At 42.0% G+C, this 19,129-nt stretch carries 15 protein-coding genes; 8 read left to right on the top strand and 7 right to left on the bottom strand.

The window, feature by feature from the left end; genetic code table 11:
* The 5 genes from ACQKC9_RS06875 to ACQKC9_RS06855 all read left to right on the top strand — a co-directional run bounded on the left by ACQKC9_RS06875 (position 1) and on the right by ACQKC9_RS06855 (position 3,850).
* A complete protein-coding gene (locus ACQKC9_RS06875; RefSeq protein ID WP_427621101.1) occupies positions 1 to 549 on the top strand; it encodes a type IV pilin protein in 549 nt (182 codons plus the stop codon).
* Positions 550 to 617: 68 nt separating this feature from the next.
* Positions 618 to 1,067, top strand: coding sequence for a type IV pilin protein (locus tag ACQKC9_RS06870; protein ID WP_427621099.1), 450 nt, complete (start codon positions 618 to 620; stop codon positions 1,065 to 1,067).
* 367 nt (positions 1,068 to 1,434) lie between these two features.
* On the top strand, positions 1,435 to 1,977 hold the full coding sequence (locus ACQKC9_RS06865; protein WP_427621097.1) for a pilin: 543 nt from the start codon (positions 1,435 to 1,437) through the stop codon (positions 1,975 to 1,977).
* A gap of 176 nt (positions 1,978 to 2,153) precedes the next feature.
* Positions 2,154 to 2,894, top strand: a complete 741-nt coding sequence (tfpZ, locus tag ACQKC9_RS06860; protein WP_427621096.1) for a TfpX/TfpZ family type IV pilin accessory protein — start codon at positions 2,154 to 2,156, stop codon at positions 2,892 to 2,894.
* A gap of 449 nt (positions 2,895 to 3,343) precedes the next feature.
* Positions 3,344 to 3,850, top strand: coding sequence for a pilin (locus ACQKC9_RS06855; protein WP_427621094.1), 507 nt, complete (start codon positions 3,344 to 3,346; stop codon positions 3,848 to 3,850).
* Between the two features lie 139 nt (positions 3,851 to 3,989).
* On the opposite strand, the gene fdxA is transcribed toward ACQKC9_RS06855, so the two are convergent.
* Positions 3,990 to 4,313, bottom strand: a complete 324-nt coding sequence (gene fdxA, locus ACQKC9_RS06850) for a ferredoxin FdxA (RefSeq protein WP_057758216.1) — start codon at positions 4,311 to 4,313, stop codon at positions 3,990 to 3,992.
* A gap of 206 nt (positions 4,314 to 4,519) precedes the next feature.
* The gene (gene mutS, locus ACQKC9_RS06845; protein ID WP_427621093.1) at positions 4,520 to 7,621 is read right to left on the bottom strand and encodes a DNA mismatch repair protein MutS; all 3,102 of its coding nucleotides are present in this window, start codon (positions 7,619 to 7,621) and stop codon (positions 4,520 to 4,522) included.
* Positions 7,622 to 8,076: 455 nt separating this feature from the next.
* Here mutS and secA point away from each other — a divergent pair, with 455 nt between their 5' ends.
* Both secA and ACQKC9_RS06835 read left to right on the top strand, forming a co-directional pair.
* Entirely contained in the window at positions 8,077 to 10,878 is a 2,802-nt protein-coding gene (secA, locus tag ACQKC9_RS06840; protein ID WP_427621091.1) for a preprotein translocase subunit SecA, read from the top strand.
* A 241-nt stretch (positions 10,879 to 11,119) separates the two neighbouring features.
* Complete coding sequence (locus tag ACQKC9_RS06835) at positions 11,120 to 11,653, top strand: hypothetical protein (RefSeq protein WP_165598351.1); 534 nt, start codon at positions 11,120 to 11,122, stop codon at positions 11,651 to 11,653.
* Between the two features lie 124 nt (positions 11,654 to 11,777).
* Here ACQKC9_RS06835 and ACQKC9_RS06830 read toward each other — a convergent pair whose 3' ends face one another.
* The 5 genes from ACQKC9_RS06830 to ACQKC9_RS06810 form a co-directional block, all read right to left on the bottom strand.
* The gene (locus ACQKC9_RS06830; protein ID WP_427621088.1) at positions 11,778 to 12,344 is read right to left on the bottom strand and encodes a YsnF/AvaK domain-containing protein; all 567 of its coding nucleotides are present in this window, start codon (positions 12,342 to 12,344) and stop codon (positions 11,778 to 11,780) included.
* 247 nt (positions 12,345 to 12,591) lie between these two features.
* Entirely contained in the window at positions 12,592 to 13,440 is an 849-nt protein-coding gene (locus ACQKC9_RS06825) for a DUF2382 domain-containing protein (protein WP_427621086.1), read from the bottom strand.
* A 398-nt stretch (positions 13,441 to 13,838) separates the two neighbouring features.
* The gene (locus ACQKC9_RS06820; RefSeq protein WP_427621084.1) at positions 13,839 to 15,020 is read right to left on the bottom strand and encodes a thiolase family protein; all 1,182 of its coding nucleotides are present in this window, start codon (positions 15,018 to 15,020) and stop codon (positions 13,839 to 13,841) included.
* Positions 15,021 to 15,129: 109 nt separating this feature from the next.
* Complete coding sequence (locus tag ACQKC9_RS06815) at positions 15,130 to 16,470, bottom strand: homoserine dehydrogenase (RefSeq protein ID WP_101205523.1); 1,341 nt, start codon at positions 16,468 to 16,470, stop codon at positions 15,130 to 15,132.
* Between the two features lie 400 nt (positions 16,471 to 16,870).
* Positions 16,871 to 17,725, bottom strand: a complete 855-nt coding sequence (locus tag ACQKC9_RS06810) for a DsbC family protein (protein ID WP_427621082.1) — start codon at positions 17,723 to 17,725, stop codon at positions 16,871 to 16,873.
* Between the two features lie 405 nt (positions 17,726 to 18,130).
* Between ACQKC9_RS06810 and ACQKC9_RS06805 the strand changes: the two genes are divergently transcribed.
* The gene (locus tag ACQKC9_RS06805; protein ID WP_238051101.1) at positions 18,131 to 19,063 is read left to right on the top strand and encodes a DUF808 domain-containing protein; all 933 of its coding nucleotides are present in this window, start codon (positions 18,131 to 18,133) and stop codon (positions 19,061 to 19,063) included.
* Positions 19,064 to 19,129 lie beyond the last annotated feature (66 nt).

Below are 19,129 nucleotides of genomic sequence, written 5' to 3'. Positions count from 1 at the left end.
ATGAACAGGCAAATGCTCAAAAAACAGACAGGATTTACACTCATTGAGCTGATGGTTGTTGTCTTTATCATTGCTATTTTGGCTGCGATAGCGATACCTTCGTATAGGCAATATGCAGTACGCAATGCCGAATCACAGGCCCAAGCAACCATGCAGCAACTAGCAATAGAACTTAACCGTTGGCGAGCCAGTGCTTTAACTTATAAAGGCTTTACACCCAAAAAACTGGCAAGCAATGGTGATATAAGCTATGGGTATGATGCAAGTGATAACAAAACTATCTATGTGCCTAGAGGTAGTAATAGCACAAATTATAGTTACGTGATTACTCTGATAGATAGTAATACAGGTAATACACTAGCGCCCGCAGGGAGTAGCTATTCTACAGCGGGTAGCTCATGGCGTATGTTTGCTATGCCCAATAGTACTGGTATTACTAAAGATGCTAGTGTCATGATGACTAGCAGTACTGGCATACAGTGCAAAAGCAAAGATAGAACTGTTAGCGCAGCTTCTACTAATTGTGGCACAGGTGAAGAATCTTGGTAGAGTCTGTAGAAGCGAAGACTGATATAGTCATATATTATGATTCAACAGTTAATAAAGAAGTAAATAAAATGACAAATATTGTACCTGATGAAAAATTGAGCAAGTCTCAAAAAAGTATGCGCGGATTTACTCTTGTTGAAGTGATGATTGTGGTTGCAATTATTGGCATACTTGCAGCTATTGCTTATCCCAACTACCAGCGTTATGTTATCAAGACCAAGCGTACTGATATGATGAGCGAGATGTATAACATAGCTTCTGAGATAGAGAGTCGAAAATTGGCACAGGGTGCTTATAGTAATGCGCTTATCACAGGGTTGGGTGGTGACTACCCTAAACAAGGTACAGCGCTTTATACTGTGTCGATTGAACCAAATCCTCTGACTGCTAGATGGTTGGTTAGGGCAGTTACTAAAAACAACACTCAAATGAGTGCGGACGGAAATTTGACTCTTAACTATCAAGGTATTAAATGTAGAGGTAGCGTCTGTGGTACTGGAGACGATTGGAATAAGTAGTGAAGTGGCTAATATAATTAAGTAATGACGAAAATTGTCAGCTACAACTCTACTAAACGAAAATTAAGTTACACAAACTGACAATTTTTAGCAAATAGGTAGCAATATCTATATGGTTTTTTATCTGTTACGAGGGTAGAGATGCTTATTTCGTGCAAATAACAGCAAGAATATATGGTTCAAGACTATAGTTAAATCAAAGATTGTAAGTTGGCACGTTACCTGCAACGATAATAGTAAGAAGGTTAGATGAGGAAGTTAAGTAACTACTCAAACTAACAAACCCTATATCTATGATAGATGGCAGATAGTGATACTAAATAGTGTATCAATCGATTTGTTATCACCTTACTCTAAAGGACGTACTATGAACGCTACTACTCAAAAAGGTTTTACCTTAATCGAACTAATGATCGTTATCGCTATTATCGGTATCTTAGCTGCGATCGCATTACCTGCTTATCAAGATTATACTGTCCGTTCACGTGTGTCTGAAGGTTTTAACCTCGCAGAGCCAGCTAAGACTGCATTATCTACAGAAGTGTCTACTGTTGCTGACTTAAATAGAACCCAAACAAGTTGGAACGCGCAAGCAGCAAATACTGGTGCTAACTCTAAATATGTCAATAGCGTACTTATAACAGAAGATACAGGCCTTATCACTATCACTTATAACCCAACTGCAGTAGGTGTGGGTGCTGCCGCTAATACAATAACGCTCACTCCATGGGTTCGTAGCGGTGCAGCAGGTGGTGGTCAAGCATTTGCAGCAGCTCTAACAGCTGGCGCATCTGGTTCTTTAGACTGGGGTTGTGCATCATCAACTAATGCTCAAGCTACCGCTGATGGAATTACTGTATTAGCAGCAGGTACTATGGAACCTAACTTTGCTCCAGCACAGTGCCGTTAATATCTAATCAGTATTAATAGCCCTACAAAAAAGCAGCCAATTGGCTGCTTTTTTTGGCCTACTAATTATGTACTAACAGTCTTAGAGACCGTTTATTAGATATTGAGATTGAGACTAAGAACAGGCTACAATAGTTCAGATGAGTAATGTCCACCTACTTCTAGAGTGTTTATTTAATGTTTATATATAAACTCAAAGCGTTTAGCTGGCATTTATTAGCCAGCATAACAATCGCCATCATTAGCTTAGCAATAGTCTTACTTGTTTGGTATCCGCAACCTTTATATCAAGCGACTGGCGTAGGTAAGATATTTTTAGTCATGCTTGGTATTGATGTCGTATTAGGGCCTTTACTGACATTTATCGTTTATAAGCCTAAGAAAAAAACACTTAAGTTCGATTTGGCAGTTATTATATTGCTACAACTGACAGCCTTTGCTTATGGTTTTTATCATATCTATGATGGTCGTCCGGCGTGGATTGTCTATAACGTAGATCGATTTGATTTGGTCAAGAATAATGAAATAGATAGCCGGAAGCTGAAAAATGCTTTGTCAGAATATCAAAAGGTGAGTAACTCAGGACCAAAGTATATTGCTGCTGTAATTCCTACAGACGATAGAGAAATTAGCCAACAGATACTATTTGATGAAGTTGGTTATGGGATAGCACCATCACAACGTCCAGAGCTTTATCAGCCACTTGATAAAGTAAATACTTTACTAGCTAAAAAATCAAAGCCTATTGATGAGCTATATAATTATAATGATAAAGTAGAAGTAGAAAAAATATTATCTCAATATCCGACAGTGAGTAGTTATCTACCGCTAAAGGCTAGCGCTTTAAATATGGTAGTACTCATTGATAAGAAAGAAAGTGAAAAGGTTGTAGAGATTGTAGATTTACGTCCTTGGTAGGTCAGACGTATTTTTTAGGGGTTTTTGTATAAAGAGGTTTAGGAATTGCTATGAAACATATTATTGCTGCTGTACTTATTAGTTCACTTATGCTCTTCATAGTGATTTTGCTTATAAATGCAATTGGGTTTGTGCCCTCTGAAAATGTATCGCAGTTTGGTTGGATCATATGGGGTGTATTGACTATATTATGCTACCCTTTGGCTAAAAAAATAATGATTTAACGTATAGGGTTGCTTCATTCTCTACTAGAGTATGTTTCTATTTAAAAAATAATAATCAAATGAAGAAGGTAGTACCATTAATATTTACGTCTTTATCAATTATTTAGTTGCTCTCGTTTATACTAAGCACACGTCCTATAACAAAACAATATTTATAAAAGTCAATATTATACATGGCACATCGTATGCAATCAGATAGTATTAAATATTGATTTGGTCCATTATATGATGTCATTTGATTCTTATCATTGTTCTACGCAACAATCAGGTTTTACTTTAATAGAGTTGATGATATCAGCCTGTATCATTGGAATCCTTGGTGCAATCGCATTGCCCATGTATCAAGGTTACACTACTAAAGCCAAGCTTTCAGAAGTGATCTTAGCCGCGACTGCGTGTCGATTATCTGTAACAGATGTTTTACAGTCTCCATCATCAAATTTATCCATAGTTTTACCAAAGGTCTGCGAAACAGTTCCCACTAAATATGTTAAAAATATTACAGTTAGTGCGAACGGTATTATCACTGTTCATGCTAATGAAGCTCAACTGTTTTCATTAACTAATAGTACTAATATTTTAACGCTTGCACCGATTCAGAGAGGTAGTGACCAACTAGTCGGTATAACAGGTACTAACGTAACTATTGCGAGTTGGCGTTGTGGCTCATCGATAGATGGGACTACTATACCAAGTAGATATTTACCTCAATCATGTAAAGGAAATAACTAGATATTTTATGATTAAAATACAGAAAAATTAAGCGAAGTGAATTATAGTTTGCTTGCAAGTTTATTAATTAGAGTAAGAAAAAAGGCTGAAGCAACTGCTCCAGCCTTTTTGCGTATAAAATACTTTTTCAAACTATAAATTACTTCTCTAAATACTGAATCTTACCTTCCACGCCATCCCACTTCTCAGCTTCTGGCATTTGTCCTTTCATCTCTGTAATGTTAGGCCATTTTTGTGCCAGCTCTTCATTGAGCTGCGTGAACATCTCTTGTCCTTTGGGTACTTCATCTTCTGAGAAGATCGCATTGGCCGGACATTCAGGCTCGCATAGTGCGCAATCGATACACTCATCAGGATCGATGACGAGGAAGTTTGGGCCTTCATAAAAGCAGTCCACAGGACAGACTTCTACACAGTCGGTGTATTTGCAAAGAATGCAGTTATCTGTAACGACAAAGGTCATAGTGAGGTCTACCTGTTATTGGATTGGCTGATATAGTCAATCTCTTTCAAGAGAATTATTGTGTTAGCCTTGCCTGGAGTATTATTTATACCTCTGCGCTCAGCTAAATTGTAATTCTTTTAAATTAAATCAACTATAAGGGCTACATAGAATAGTTGGAAAATAAAGCGTATTTTAGCGCCTTTACTACGCTTTGACAATTCCCTTTAATGACTAATGATTTTCTTTAAGTGATAAAGCAAATCATGCGCTTGCTTAGGTGTTAAGCTATCAGGATCAATTGTATTTAGCTCGTCTTGCAATCTAAATAGCTGATTTTGTTTTGAATTGTCCGTTATATCTGTCGCTTGAGCAGTATGAGTTATTTCTTGATCTAGAGTAGCATCATTATAACTTTCTTGCCGTTTATCGTTTACTGACTTAGCTAATTCATTTTTATCATCAACAGCTTTTGCTTTATCTACGGTTAAATGTTTTGACTGTAAGTTGTCTGCTAAATAGCGCTTAGCATCATCCAGCACTTGCGTGGGAATCCCTGCCATTTTTGCGACATGCAGTCCGAAGCTAGAGCTTGCTGCACCGTCTTTAATTTGGTGCAATAGTAATAACTGACCGTCCACTTCACTGGCTGCTACATGAACGTTACGGATATTAGCATGATGCTTACCAATATTATTCGTTAATTGGGTCAGCTCAAAATAATGAGTGGCAAATAATGTCAGGCAGCCAATCTCGACTAGGCGATTGACACAGGCATGAGCAATGGCAAGACCATCAGTAGTGGCAGTGCCGCGGCCGACTTCGTCCATTAATACCAGTGATTTATTCGTTGCTTGATTTAAGATATTGGCCGTCTCGATCATCTCTACCATAAAGGTCGATTTGCCACCAGCCAAGTCATCAGCTGAACCAATACGCGTAAAGATGCGGTCGATATCACCAATATGAGCACTAGCTGCTGGCACAAAGCTGCCGCAATGAGCGAGTAGGACTATCAAAGCCGTTTGGCGCATATAGGTAGATTTGCCACCCATATTAGGGCCGGTAATCAGAAGCAGTCGTTCAGGATATCCATCACTACCTAGTGCACAGTCATTGGCGACAAAGTGGTTTGTACTTAGTGAATTACCGTTCCTGCTATTGGCGTTTGTTTGATTCAATGCTGCTTCAACCACAACATGACGACCTTGACGAATATCAATGTTGGTTTGATTTTTGGCCACCGATTCGTTTTGGTCTTTTATATGTAGCCCCATGATTGGACGTTGCCAGTTATACATCATGGCAAGGTGAGCCCAATTGCTTAGCACATCTAGTTGGGCGATAGCCGCGCTAAGCTGTTGTAGTTCAGCCAAATGTTGGTTTAATTGAGTGAGCAGCTCTTGATACAGCTGCTTTTCACGAGCCAATGCTAAGGACTGGGCACTTAGATATTCTGTCTCGACTTCCTTTAGCTCATCAGTGATAAACCGTTCACTACTTTTGAGCGTTTGCCGACGGATAAAGTGAGCAGGGGCATTCTTCGCCTGTATTTTGGGCAATTCAAAATAGAAGCCACTGACTTTATTAAAGCCCACTTTTAGACTGGGTAATTGGTTGTCTTGACGTGCGCGCTCTACCATCTCGTCTAGCGTCGATTGGATATTGTCATGCAAATGGGTAAGGCGATCAAACTCTTCATCGTAGCCCGCCGCTAGCATTCCGCCATCACGGATATGAGCAGGCGGTTCAATGACAATAGCGCGCTCGATTAATTCGGCAACGGATTGAACAGCAGGTAGTTGATCTGGCAATTGCTGCATCAACATTGGTAACAGGCCAGCGTCTTCATGGCTAATACCGGATTCTGTCAATAGGGTAGTCAGCTGGGCGCTACTAGCGATACCATCGGCGAGCTTGCGTAAGTCACGGGGTTTGGCACTCATTAACCCGATTCGACTGCTGATTCGTTCAATATCGCCAATAGTCTTCAGCGTTTCTCGTAAACGTGTAACCAGTAAGCTATCTTTTACATCTTGGTTTGACTCAATTGAGTCACTCTCTGGGCTTAGTAAACAAGTTATCGCATCTAGACGCATATTGATACGGGAATGCTGACGCAGTGGACGCTTCATTTGCTGCACGAGTAAACGCTTGCCCATCGGAGTCTGACAGTGATTCAGCACAGATATCAAAGAAGTGCCGTTGCTACTAACAGGGGTAAATAGCTCGAGATTTTGCTGGCTATTGGCATCGATAATTAGGTAGTCATCGCTGTACTCAACAATGAGTTGGTTCACTTGAGGCACATGACGTTGCTGAGTTTGACGCGCGTAGTGGATAAGCGCAGCGCAGCTGGTTTGCGCAAGTGGAGCCTCAGCAATGCCCAACCCATCGAGACGCTGGACTTCGAACTGCTGACAAAGCGTGTCACTGGCATGCTCACGATGAAAATCATTGGCAGCGACTTCTATAATAGGGCAGTCAAGATTTTGCCGTAACCACATTAGCCACTCTGAATCATTGCTTCCAATGCTGCCGCCAACGCCATCAATAAGCGCTTCACTAATGATGCATTCACTAGGCGCAAAACGCGCTAATACAGTAAGCATTTGAGTTCGTAAATTATCGATATCGTTTTTATCTGCTATCAGTGTCTGGGTAGTCAGTGTACCTGCGGCCAAATCCATCTGGCTAACGGCTGCTTGTAACGTCTGGCTATTGTCTTGCGTTTTCATAGTAGCAATATCGATGGCGACCACAGTTGGCGTATGATTAGGTGCAATCAATGCATCATCAGTAATAGTACCTGCGGTAAGCGTTTTAACCACCTCGCGGCGCATGATGCTACCAGCAGCAGATTTACTTTTGTCTTTCTTTTGCTTGTCGCCCATTGCAGGGACATTAGAATTATTATCAGCGTTGCCAGTTATCGATTCGTCAATTTGTTCGCATACGACTACTGTCTGACCAGCAGCGATCAAGCGTGCCATATAGCTATCGGCTGCATGAAACGGCACACCTGCCATGGCTATCGTGTTGCCTGCCTTATCCGTACCACGGCGCGTCAGTGTGATATCTAGTATTTGCGCCGCTCGCTTAGCATCGTCAAAGAACAGCTCATAGAAGTCACCCATCCGGTACAAGAGCAATGCTTGTGGATAGTTGGCTTTCATGGTTAGATATTGCACCATCATCGGCGTATGATCTGCTAGGTTATAGACGGCATCGCCTATACTTAAGCAGTTAGAGTTCTCTTGTTTTGATAAGGGTTTTTCTAATGAATTAGGATTTGACGACTGATTTTGTCCAGATGGCTTTACGGTCATGCAGAGTCTCTTATAGTGCTTTAATGAGTGGTAATGAGTGTTTTGTGATAGAGATACTAAAGGGTTATTTTTCTTATATATGAGTTTGATATATAGCTTTGGCTTTAGCAATAAGCCAGTTACTTATAGATAAATGGCTCAACGACAAATTTTGAACCAAGATGCAGTGGTAGCAAACGTATAAAAATCGAACTATGACAAACAAATAAAGTCGCTGGAAAAGCTAAGAAATTTAACAAGGTATTCGCTATTTTAACACGTCCTACTCGGTTTTTACTGTGGCAAATATCTACTCGCTGCCCTTGTATCCATCAGCGTCATAACCATATATAATGACGGCACACTTAATTGGGCGATACTAAATTAGGTAGTACTTAGTCGGGTGATGACAAGGCAGAGAGCTAAGCTTTGGCTAATGCGCACTAATTATCGAATATTCCATAGGTCAAAAAATTATGTTATCAAAGATTATAGGCAGTGTGGTTGGCACCAAAAATGACCGTGAATTAAAACGCATGCGTAAAGTGGTCAGCAAGATCAACGCACGAGAGGCTGAAATACAAGCCCTGTCTGATGAGCAACTACAACAAAAAACTGAAGAATTTAAAGCCAGACATCAAAAAGGCGAAAGCTTAGATGCATTATTGCCAGAAGCCTTTGCTGTCTGCCGCGAAGCATCATTACGTGTCAATGGCATGCGTCACTATGACGTGCAGCTGATCGGTGGTATCACCTTGCACGAAGGTAAAATCGCTGAGATGAAAACTGGTGAAGGTAAAACCCTAATGGGAACCTTGGCCATGTACTTAAATGCGATCAGTGGTAAAGGGGTTCATCTAGTCACGGTCAACGATTATTTGGCTGCGCGTGATGCTGAGCTAAACCGTCCGTTGTTTGGGTTTTTGGGTATGACTGTTGGCGTGATTTACTCACAGCAGCCACCACAAGAAAAAATCGAAGCTTATCAAGCCGACATTACCTATGGTACCAATAACGAATACGGCTTCGATTATCTACGCGATAACATGGTGTTTAGTCTTGCGGAGAAAAAACAGCGCCCGCTAAACTTTTGTATTATCGATGAAATTGACTCAATCTTGATTGATGAGGCTCGTACGCCGCTTATTATTTCGGGTCAAGCTGAAGATTCATCACGCATGTACGCGTTGATTAATACGATTATTCCTGTGCTGATCCGTTCAAAAGACGAAGAAGCAAACAAGAATAACGAAGAAGAAGACTTTTGGATTGATGAAAAGAACCGCCAGATTGAGATCAGCGAAAAAGGCTACGAGAAAATCGAGCGCTTCTTAATCGAAGTCGGTGAGCTGGGTGAAAACGAAAGCTTATATAGCCCAAGTCGTCTGCCACTTCTGGCTCACGTTCAAGCGGCCATTCGTGCGCATCATGTGTTTGTCAAAAACGTTCACTATATCGTCGATGAAGGCGAAGTGGTCATCGTTGATGAAAATACAGGCCGTACCATGCCTGGTCGTCGCTGGTCAGAAGGTTTGCATCAAGCAGTAGAAGCGAAAGAAAACGTTGAGATCCAAGCAGAGAACCAAACGCTTGCCACCACGACCTTCCAGAACTATTTCCGTCTATATGACAAATTATCTGGTATGACAGGTACCGCTGATACCGAAGCTGCCGAGTTCAAATCTACTTACGATCTAGATGTCATTGTCATTCCAACGCATGAGCCGATTGCTCGTATCGATATGGATGACCAGATTTTCTTAACCAAGTTAGGCAAATACAAAGGCATCATTCGCGAAATTAAAGAGATTCAAGCCAAGGGCGCGCCAGTACTGGTTGGTACAGCGACGATTGAGGCCAGTGAAGAGTTGTCTTACTTGCTCGACCAAGAAGGCGTTAAGCATAACGTTCTAAACGCCAAGCAGCATGAGCGTGAAGCAGAAATAATTGCACAGGCAGGTAGTCCAAAGTCAGTCACGATCGCCACCAACATGGCGGGCCGTGGTACGGATATTATCCTTGGTGGTAACTGGCAGTCGTTTATCGAAGATATCGATGCGGTGAGCCCAGAAGAGATGCAGCGTCTAAAATCTCAATGGCAAGTCAAACATGACCAAGTCGTAGCAGCTGGTGGTTTACATATCATCGGCTCTGAACGCCATGAGTCACGCCGTATCGATAACCAGTTACGTGGTCGTGCTGGTCGTCAAGGTGACCCTGGTATGTCACGCTTTTTCTTATCGCTCGAAGATGATCTGATGCGTATCTTCGCAGGCGATCGCGTGGTCAATATGATGCGTGCGATGGGCCTCAAAGAAGATGAAGCCATTGAACATAAAATGGTCTCTAAATCGATCGAAAACGCGCAAGGTAAAGTTGAGAGTCGCGATTTTGATGCGCGTAAAAACCTACTGAAATATGATGATGTTGCCAATGAGCAGCGTAAAGTTATTTACGGTCAGCGTGATGATTTATTAGCAGAAATGGACTTATTAGAAGCCATCGAAGTGATGCATCATGAAGTGTACAACGCAATGATCAATCAGTTTGTTCCGCCTGGCTCTATTGATGACCAGTGGAATATTGACGGCTTAGAAGATGAGTTAGAAGACGAATTCAAAATCTCGATGCCGATTAACGATTGGTTGGATGAAGATCGCCGTCTGGATGAAGAAGGGCTACGTGAGAAAATCGTTCAAACGGCGATAGATCGTTATCACAGTCGCCGTGAGCAGATGGGTGAAAAAGACGCCGCTCAGCTTGAGCGTCATTTCATGCTACAGAGTCTAGATAAGCATTGGAAAGAACACTTAACGCAGATGGATCAGCTACGTAAAGGGATTCATTTACGTGGTTATGCACAGAAAAACCCTGAGCAAGAATACAAGCGTGAGTCGTTTGAATTGTTCCAGATGATGCTTGGTGCGATTAAGTCTGAGACCGTACAAGACTTGTCACGTGTACATATCCCAACCAAGGAAGAACTGGAAGCATTAGAAATTCAGCAACGTGAGAACGCTGCCCATATGCAAATGCAGTTTGAGCATGACGATGTAGATAACTTGGATAGCAATGCGAGTGGTTCAGCTGCTCAGCCGCAACCACAAAGCCGCAATATAAACAGCGGTGCTGCGGCAGCTGGCGTTGGTGCTGCTATAGCAGGTAACGGTAGTAATGCTAATGAACCAAATCCATATGCAGGTATGAATATCAGTCGTAATGCAGCGTGTCCTTGTGGCTCAGGTCTTAAGTACAAGCAGTGTCATGGTAAAATCTAGTCTTTAATCATAGCAAGTCATTAGCTATTTACTGAACTGCTATTAAAGCAAGCTCTTACCTAAAAAAGCCCTTATCTTAAGTAGATAGGGGCTTTTTCATATCTGTTAGATAACTTATGCAAACTTAAAACTTGCTAGATTGAGACCAACAAACACTTTGTATTGATTACTTACAAATTCAGCATAGGCGTGAATTTATGGACACGCTATAGTGTTTAACATATTTATTTGGGAGAGTGTCATGAGTGTAGAATTCTTAAAAAAAGTACGCAGCTCAGTAGTTTTAACAAGTTTGTTGGCTGGCGCCTTGACGGTCAGTGCTTGTCAGCAACAGGCAGAGCCAGAGTCGGGAATGGAAGAAGGTGCTAATACAGAAGAGTCTGTTCCAATGTCAGCGGAGCCTGCTGAACCCAGTGATGTCGTCGTCGATACCGAAGACGCTTCACTTAACGAAGTAGAAGGTGATACCACCGCTTCAGTAAACAGCGGTGTGATGCAGATGTCGTATCTATGTACACCTGAACTAAAAGTTGAGGCGACTTATAAAGAAGATGCCAATCAAGTTGTTGTCGCAACTGACATGGGTACAGTAACGTTGAACCAAACCAATGAAGGTAGTAATCCTGAAGTGTTTGAAGTGGCGACCGCAATTGATGGTGGTCAAGGCTTCACACAATGGCGCGTAGGGCACGAAGCTCGTAAAACTGGCGTTATGCGTACCGCGGGCGCCGATGAGTCAAATGTTAATACATTCGAGTGTAATGAAGCCTCATAGTTGGTCTGCAATACTTAGTAAGTGATAAGCATTAAAAAAGCAACGCTAAGATAGCGTTGCTTTTTTATATTGTGAAATAATCTTTATCAATCATACGATTTCGTAATGGCTAAGCTATCAGCGCTTATTTCAACGGAGTTGGATCAGAACCATGAGCCAATAGACCTTCTTCAGTCACATCTAACTCCTCATGTTTGAGCTCTACTTGAATGCTGTCAGTATGTACATGAGTGCTCTTATTGATTTCGATGTCTTGGATAGCGTAGGTGTCTTTGGTAATAGTAGCTACTTGACGAGATAGCACAATATCAATCGGTTCATCACCAATCTCTATTTGTTTACCATTAATGGTCACTACAGCTTTGCTATCCAAAGAAGGCTCGACGTGGCGCAATATGTCTTTGTCATCGTAATTACCAGAGAGTAAGTCTTGGCTCTCTGCATCATAGTACTCAGTACGAATAGTGATATATTCTTCTACCAATTCAATTGGCACTTCGACAGTTTTAGTACGTGAATGCTTGGTAACGGTCACTTTACCTACATCCAAGCGTTCTTTATTAATCACAGGACGTTCTTCTAATAGCTCTAAGTATCCAACATTGACGGTATTATTCGTCTGCTTCGTTGAGATATTTTGTTCTTTATCCAAGTTATCTTGGTAAAGGCTGTTTCCATTTTCAGTAGTCATTGTTATTCCTTTATAATTATAAAATGATGAATTTCTAATAATTTCAAACGTAATATGTCAACTAACCACATATATTAACTAGCTACATTCAATACTATAAACCATTCGCTCATGTTATGAATACAAAAAAGACCAGAGACATGCTCTGATCTTAATGGCTAAACATATAAGCTTAGCTACTCATTACTATCATATTCAACTGACGATACAGCAAACTTACGTCGTTAAACTGTAATGTATTAGCATATTACATGCCACGAGCACGGCGCACGTCTTCTGCTGTAATACCATCGCGGTCTACCAAGTTACCTTCACGGTCAACCACATTGCCATCACCATCAACATCTAGCTCTTCGCGTTGAATGGTTTCAATCAAAGTTTCAGTATGATGATCGGTCGTCTTGCCAACGTTTACTTCTTCAGAAACATAGGTTTCTTTGCTGACGCGAGCACGTTCAGCTTGTAGTTCAACTTCAACTGTTTCAGTAGCATCAAGGTCCCCAATGCGACGGTCGGTTGGACGGTCTACGCTAGTACGTTGGATATTGGCATGTTCTTCTTCTAAGTCTACGTCGACATTGCGCTCTTCAGTAACGACATGCTTACCTACTTTTACTAGACCAGCGACGATACGGTCTTTGTTGACTGTCAGACGCTCTTCTAATAACTCTAACGTATTTGGTGCGTCATACGAGTGATCTGCAATATCAACGCGATCTTCTACAGGAAGTGTATCGGCGGTAAACGCTTGACGATCTCTTTCATACTGCTCTTTGTAGCTGTACTGGTAATCGTGATCGTATACTTCCATGGCTTCTACTTGTGCTTTAGTCAAGCTATCAAAGAAGACATCATCACCAACGATACGTGCTAAACCTGCTGGTACTAGTACTTCTTTTGAACTAAACCAGCCACCTGCGTCTACGATTAAGTAACGAATACGACCAGTGGTGTCTTCTACTAAGGCACCTTCGATTTTACCAATTTTTTCTTCATTGATACCGTAAGCAGTTTTGTGCGTTGGATCATAATAGTCATCACCAATTAAATCTTGATGAGTAGCTTGAATATCTTTTAAACGGATTAGTTGACTCATTGTTATATTCCTTTTTTGCGAGTTTATTTTTTATAATGTAATGGTTGATGTTGTTATTAATTTTTAGTAAAACCATATTTATTACAGTTAACGGTAAGCCAAATGAATAGCTTCCCTATCAACTTGTAGCTATCCTAACACCGCGATTTTTGACGAGATATATGAGCAAGGTAGCAAAGTGTGCGCTTGCAGTAATTGCGTGTAATAGGCTGTAAGTGGCATAACATAGGAGGGGGTAGAAGTTAACGAGACTTTACACAGAGTAATATTCAACATTCATCGAAAGAAAAGAGACACAAAAAAACCGCATTACCATTAGCAATGCGGTTTCTCAATAAACAATAACTATCTAAGTATTATTTGGCTAACTCACTCTAAGTCAGTTAGACCTGCTTTATTTAAGCAAGTTCAATAGCAACAGCTACCGCTTCACCACCACCGATACATAGCGTTGCGACGCCTTTTTTGCCGCCAGTACGTTTTAGAGAGTTGATAAGCGTAATTAGAATACGAGCACCTGAACAGCCTACTGGATGACCAAGGGCACATGCACCGCCTTCGATATTTACTTTAGCATGGTCAAGTTTCAGCTCGTCCATCGCAGCCATAGTAACCATCGCAAAGGCTTCATTGATTTCCCATAGATCTACGTCATCTACTGACCAGCCAGCACCTGCTAATACTTTTTCGATGGCACCAATTGGCGCAATGGTGAATTCGCTTGGGTGACGTGAGTTTGAGGCAGTAGCAACGATACGTGCTTGATAATCAAGGCCTTCAGCTTTCGCTTGTGACTCTTTCATCACGACAACAGCTGCAGCACCGTCTGAGATTGAGCTAGCGTTTGCAGCAGTGATCGTACCATCTTTAGCAAATGCTGGGCGCAAAGTAGGGATACGATCAGCATTAGCAAGGGCAGGTTGCTCATCGGTATCAACAGTTTGCTCGCCTTTGCGCGTTGCAAACGTAACAGGCTCGATCTCATCTTTAAAATGGTTGTCTTTGATAGCAGTCAGCGCACGGTTCAATGATTCAATAGCAAACTCATCCATTTGCTCACGTGTATAGCCTTTTTCATCAGCCATTTCTTGAGCAAACATACCCATTAGCTTACCAGTATCAGCATCTTCTAGGCCATCTAAGAACATATGGTCTTTGACTTCTTTGTGACCCATACGATAGCCGCCACGTGAACCTGGCATGATATACGGTGCATTGGTCATTGATTCCATGCCACCTGCAACAGCAACGTTGAAGCTGCCCGCTTTGATACCATCATGTGCTTGCATCACTGCTTTTAGGCCTGAACCACAAAGCTTATTGATTGTGACAGCACCAATCGCATCCGGTAGACCTGCTTTGCGCATGGCTTGACGAGCAGGACCTTGACCCAGACCTGCCGTCAAGATACAACCCATAATGACTTCATCAACACTGTCAGCGCTAACACCTGAGCGTTCGACGGCAGCTTTGATAGCGGCGGCACCCAGCTCGGTAGCACTCATGTCTTTTAGTGCGCCTTGAAAGCCACCCATTGGTGTACGTGCGCCGTTTAGGATTACAATTGCATCATTTGACATCGTTATTATTCCTTGTTGTGTGTTTTGATTAAGTATCTACCAAGAAATCAGATGCCGATTGGCTAGCTTTTGCTTATATTATAAGCATCTGTCTTCTTCAGTATGTGGTTTATGCTAGCTCATCTAATCGTATGCGTACTACTTTATCAGTAATGGTCTCTAACTTTTCAATTTTTTCGATAGCAAGATTCATCTGACTCTCGACCACAGGTAGCGTCAGAATAATCACCGGCACTTGACCTACTTTATGCGCAGGTTTTTGCAAAATTGCATCGATGTTGATACCTGCATCACTTAGGATGCGCGTGATATCTGCCAATACACCTGGGCTATCATAGGCATGCACACGCAAATAGTATCCAGTTACCATCTGATCGGCACGCAATATAGGCGTGTCTGATAGCTGGTCAGGGATAAATGCTAAATGCGGGACATGATGTCCAGTGTTGCTCTGATCGTCGCGGTCTTTGCTACCCAGTACACGAACCAAATCCATGACGTCGGCCATCACTGCAGAAGCGGTTGCACCAGCACCAGCACCATCGCCGCAATAGAGCGTCTGACCAAGTGGATGTGAGTTGACCAGTACTGCGTTTTTCACACCATTGACGTTAGCCAATAGCGCATCTTGTGGAATAAGTGTTGGATGTACGCGTAGCTCAACCCCTGCGTCACCATCGTTTTCGCTATCGCGGCGTACGGCAAACCCTAAATGCTTGATACGGTAGCCAAGCTCTTCGGCATAGTTCACGTCTTGCAGGGTAATACCAGTAATACCTTCACAGTAAACTTTATCAAACTGTAGCGGGATACCAAATGCGATAGAGGCGAGTAGCGCCAATTTATGAGCAGCATCAATACCTTCAACATCAAAAGTAGGATCTGCTTCTGCGTAACCCAATTCTTGTGCTTCGCTCAATACGTCGGCAAAAGGACGGCCCTTATCACGCATTTCGGTCATGATAAAGTTACCAGTACCGTTAATGATACCCGCGAGCCAGTCGATTTTGTTGGCAGCCAATGCTTCACGCATTACCTTGATAATTGGAATACCGCCTGCTACTGCTGCTTCATAAGCAACATGCACATTGTTTTCTTCAGCGAAAGCAAAAATCTCATTACCGTGTTCAGCGAGTAGAGCCTTATTTGCCGTGACCACATGCTTGCCGTTTTTAATAGCCTGCATAATGACGTCTTTGGCTAAGGTGGTACCACCAATCACTTCGATAACAATATCGACGTTGTCGCTTGCGGCAATTGCCATCAGATCGCTGTTTTGCATGATATTGGTATCAATATCATCACGCTGACGACGCGTACCAACTTCGGTAATAATAATGTCGCGTCCGCTACGGCGTTTTAGCTCATTTAAATTGTCATTGATCAGATTGATCACGCCCGTTCCGACGGTGCCCAGACCAAGTATCGCTAGTTTGATGGAATTACTCACAGTATCCTCAAGAGGTTAAATACAATGAAGTCAGTATAAGCGATGACAGTGTCAAATGAGTCTGCGACATCAAACAGAATGTCTGTGCCCATTGCCTGTACTGCCTGCCTATCTACTTCATCATAGTTGAATAAAAAAAGCTCAAATAAAAAGGGTGTTGTTCATTTTGCATCGCGCTTTATCGTATCATACCGACAAGGCATTGTGACGTCTATACAATCTCATAAAGAGCAATGTCATAAAGGCCAGTGTTACAAAGACAACGTCATCAAGGTTATATCAGCTTACGATTATAAAAAAGCAGTAGCTTCAATCTTGTTTGGCATATGTATATGTCATTTATGCTTGATTGCCAATATTAGTTACTAATATAAGTCATTAATACTGGTAACTCATATTCTTAGTTAGCGCCTACTGCTTGTGCCAATTCTGCTGCAGGTAAGTAGCCACCTACTTGTTGTCCTGTCTCGGTAAACACCGCAGGCGTACCGCGCACACCAAGTCTCGATCCTAGAGCCATATGTTCTTGTACAGGGTTGGTACAGCTAGGGGCTTGTACATTGGCACCGATTTTTGCTTGATCCATCGCAGCTTTACGATCCTGACTACACCAGATCGCTTCCATCTTTGGTACAGACTCTTGACTGCGTGGCCATGCCAAATAACGAACCTCGATACCGCGCGCATTGATATCATCCATTTCTGAATGTAGTTTGCGACAGTAGCCACAGTCTGCGTCGGTAAAGGCATAAATAACGGCTTTGGTTTCACCTTTCGCTGGATAAATCACCATGTCTTTTGTATCGACGGCTTTTAGCGCTTCTTGTGCTGTCGTAGCAACCAATGCAGCACTGATATCAACCGGAGCGGCATCACCCACAGCAATGATCTGACCTTGAATAATATGCTTGCCAGCTTTATCAGTAAAGAAAGAAGGTAGACCTTCAGCGGTCACCCAATAAATATCATCCATATCTGTCGGTACAGCTGAAACGATAGTTTCCTCGATACCAGAACTCTTTAGATTTGCCTGTAACGCTTGCACCACGGTTGCATCATTACCAGCTGAAGGCTTAGCAGCAGTGGCTTTTGTCTGTGCAGCGTTTACAACACTGGTATTGCTAGTTGCATCAGCGGCATTGTTTGAGCAGCCAGCAGCGATACCAACCAGCAGCGCACTCATCATAAAACGAGATAGAACGGTACGAGAAAGAGGATTACGCAAAGTAGTATTTTTGATAGTGGGGAACGGCATACGGGTTTCCTATAGGCGTCGCGCCTAATCATGAGTTCGTTATAAAAAACGCTATAAACTTTTTTATATAGTAATGTGTCTTGGTAGTGTTTTAAAGGTCTAACATTGAAGAAGTTTTTATAACTTATTGATAATAAAAGATAGGTAGTAATAGCCTTCATATTACCATATTTACGCCAAATAATAGCAAAGGGAAGGCTGCCAAGAAGTATCAGTAAAGCCAACTTTAGAGAATAGCTATCAACATAAATTCAAAAAATAAGATACATTTGTGCTATTTAACATAGTTGCTTGAACTTGTAATCTAGGGCTAATCGCATTGTTTCTATAAAAATCTATATAAAATGCGTTGTATAAACTATTTGAGAACGACTTACTTTAACAAATTTGCTTTAAGGAGCACACATGGCAGGTGCCAGTTTATTAACCTTACTCGATGACATCAGCGTTTTAATGGATGATGTGAGCGTCATGACCAAAGTCGCTGCCAAAAAAACCGCGGGCTTAGTTGGTGATGATTTAGCACTCAACGCCGAGCAGGTCACAGGGGTTAAGCCAAATCGTGAGCTCCCCGTCATTTGGGCAGTTGCCAAAGGCTCTGCCGTGAACAAGGTGATTTTAGTACCAGCGGCGCTATTGATCAGTTATTTTATACCGTGGTTGATTACTCCGCTATTGATGATTGGAGGGTTATACCTGAGTTATGAAGGGGCTGAGAAGGTCATTCACAAGTTTTGGCCCAAGTTATTGCCTCATGATGAAGAGCAAAATGCCCGTTTAAAAGCCAATGCAGATGAGTCGGTAGATTTGGTCGCGTTTGAAAAGGACAAAATCAAAGGTGCCATACGTACCGATTTTATATTGTCAGCTGAGATTATTGTTATCTCTTTAGGCGCAATTACAGCAGCTGGTGGAGATATTGTCCAAAAAGGCATCGTACTTTCGATAGTGGCTGCTGTCGTGACCGTCGGTATTTACGGCTTAGTTGCAGGCATCGTAAAGATTGATGATGCGGGTCTGCATTTGATTGAGAACTCACAAGCAGGTGATAGTAAACGCAAATTTGGCGAGTTTATGCTTGCAGCTGCGCCAAAGCTTATGAAGTTTTTATCCATAGCGGGCACGATTGCGATGTTCTTGGTGGGCGGCGGTATTATCGTTCACGGTATCGGCTTTTTGCATCACAGCGTAGAAGACATTGCCCATCTTACTGGGGTATTTGAAGGGTTAACCGCGTCATTGTTAAATGGATTGGTCGGACTGATTGTTGGCGCTATTGTGGTAGCTATTGTTACTACTATTGGTAAAATGCGTGGCGGTGATTCTACCGCGCACTAAGTAGGTCATTGCATTCCTAGCTGCTTACCAAGCTAAAAAAACTAGCTAAAAAAACTAGCTAAAAAA

The organism is Psychrobacter sp. NPDC078409 (assembly GCF_050268505.1).
Taxonomy (GTDB): domain Bacteria; phylum Pseudomonadota; class Gammaproteobacteria; order Pseudomonadales; family Moraxellaceae; genus Psychrobacter.
Note: the sequence above shows the minus strand (reverse complement) of the source record. Positions and strands in the feature narration are given on the sequence as shown.

What these genes read in the sequence shown, in the direction of transcription:
- secA (WP_427621091.1), top strand. Translation starts at nt 8,077, where the DNA reads ATGTTATCAAAGATTATAGGCAGTGTGGTTGGCACCAAAAATGACCGT.
- fdxA (WP_057758216.1), bottom strand. Translation starts at nt 4,313, where the DNA reads ATGACCTTTGTCGTTACAGATAACTGCATTCTTTGCAAATACACCGAC.
- ACQKC9_RS06855 (WP_427621094.1), top strand. Translation starts at nt 3,344, where the DNA reads ATGATGTCATTTGATTCTTATCATTGTTCTACGCAACAATCAGGTTTT.
- ACQKC9_RS06825 (WP_427621086.1), bottom strand. Translation starts at nt 13,440, where the DNA reads ATGAGTCAACTAATCCGTTTAAAAGATATTCAAGCTACTCATCAAGAT.
- ACQKC9_RS06805 (WP_238051101.1), top strand. Translation starts at nt 18,131, where the DNA reads ATGGCAGGTGCCAGTTTATTAACCTTACTCGATGACATCAGCGTTTTA.
- tfpZ (WP_427621096.1), top strand. Translation starts at nt 2,154, where the DNA reads ATGTTTATATATAAACTCAAAGCGTTTAGCTGGCATTTATTAGCCAGC.
- ACQKC9_RS06820 (WP_427621084.1), bottom strand. Translation starts at nt 15,020, where the DNA reads ATGTCAAATGATGCAATTGTAATCCTAAACGGCGCACGTACACCAATG.
- ACQKC9_RS06830 (WP_427621088.1), bottom strand. Translation starts at nt 12,344, where the DNA reads ATGACTACTGAAAATGGAAACAGCCTTTACCAAGATAACTTGGATAAA.
- ACQKC9_RS06870 (WP_427621099.1), top strand. Translation starts at nt 618, where the DNA reads ATGACAAATATTGTACCTGATGAAAAATTGAGCAAGTCTCAAAAAAGT.
- ACQKC9_RS06810 (WP_427621082.1), bottom strand. Translation starts at nt 17,725, where the DNA reads ATGCCGTTCCCCACTATCAAAAATACTACTTTGCGTAATCCTCTTTCT.
- ACQKC9_RS06865 (WP_427621097.1), top strand. Translation starts at nt 1,435, where the DNA reads ATGAACGCTACTACTCAAAAAGGTTTTACCTTAATCGAACTAATGATC.
- ACQKC9_RS06835 (WP_165598351.1), top strand. Translation starts at nt 11,120, where the DNA reads ATGAGTGTAGAATTCTTAAAAAAAGTACGCAGCTCAGTAGTTTTAACA.
- mutS (WP_427621093.1), bottom strand. Translation starts at nt 7,621, where the DNA reads ATGACCGTAAAGCCATCTGGACAAAATCAGTCGTCAAATCCTAATTCA.
- ACQKC9_RS06875 (WP_427621101.1), top strand. Translation starts at nt 1, where the DNA reads ATGAACAGGCAAATGCTCAAAAAACAGACAGGATTTACACTCATTGAG.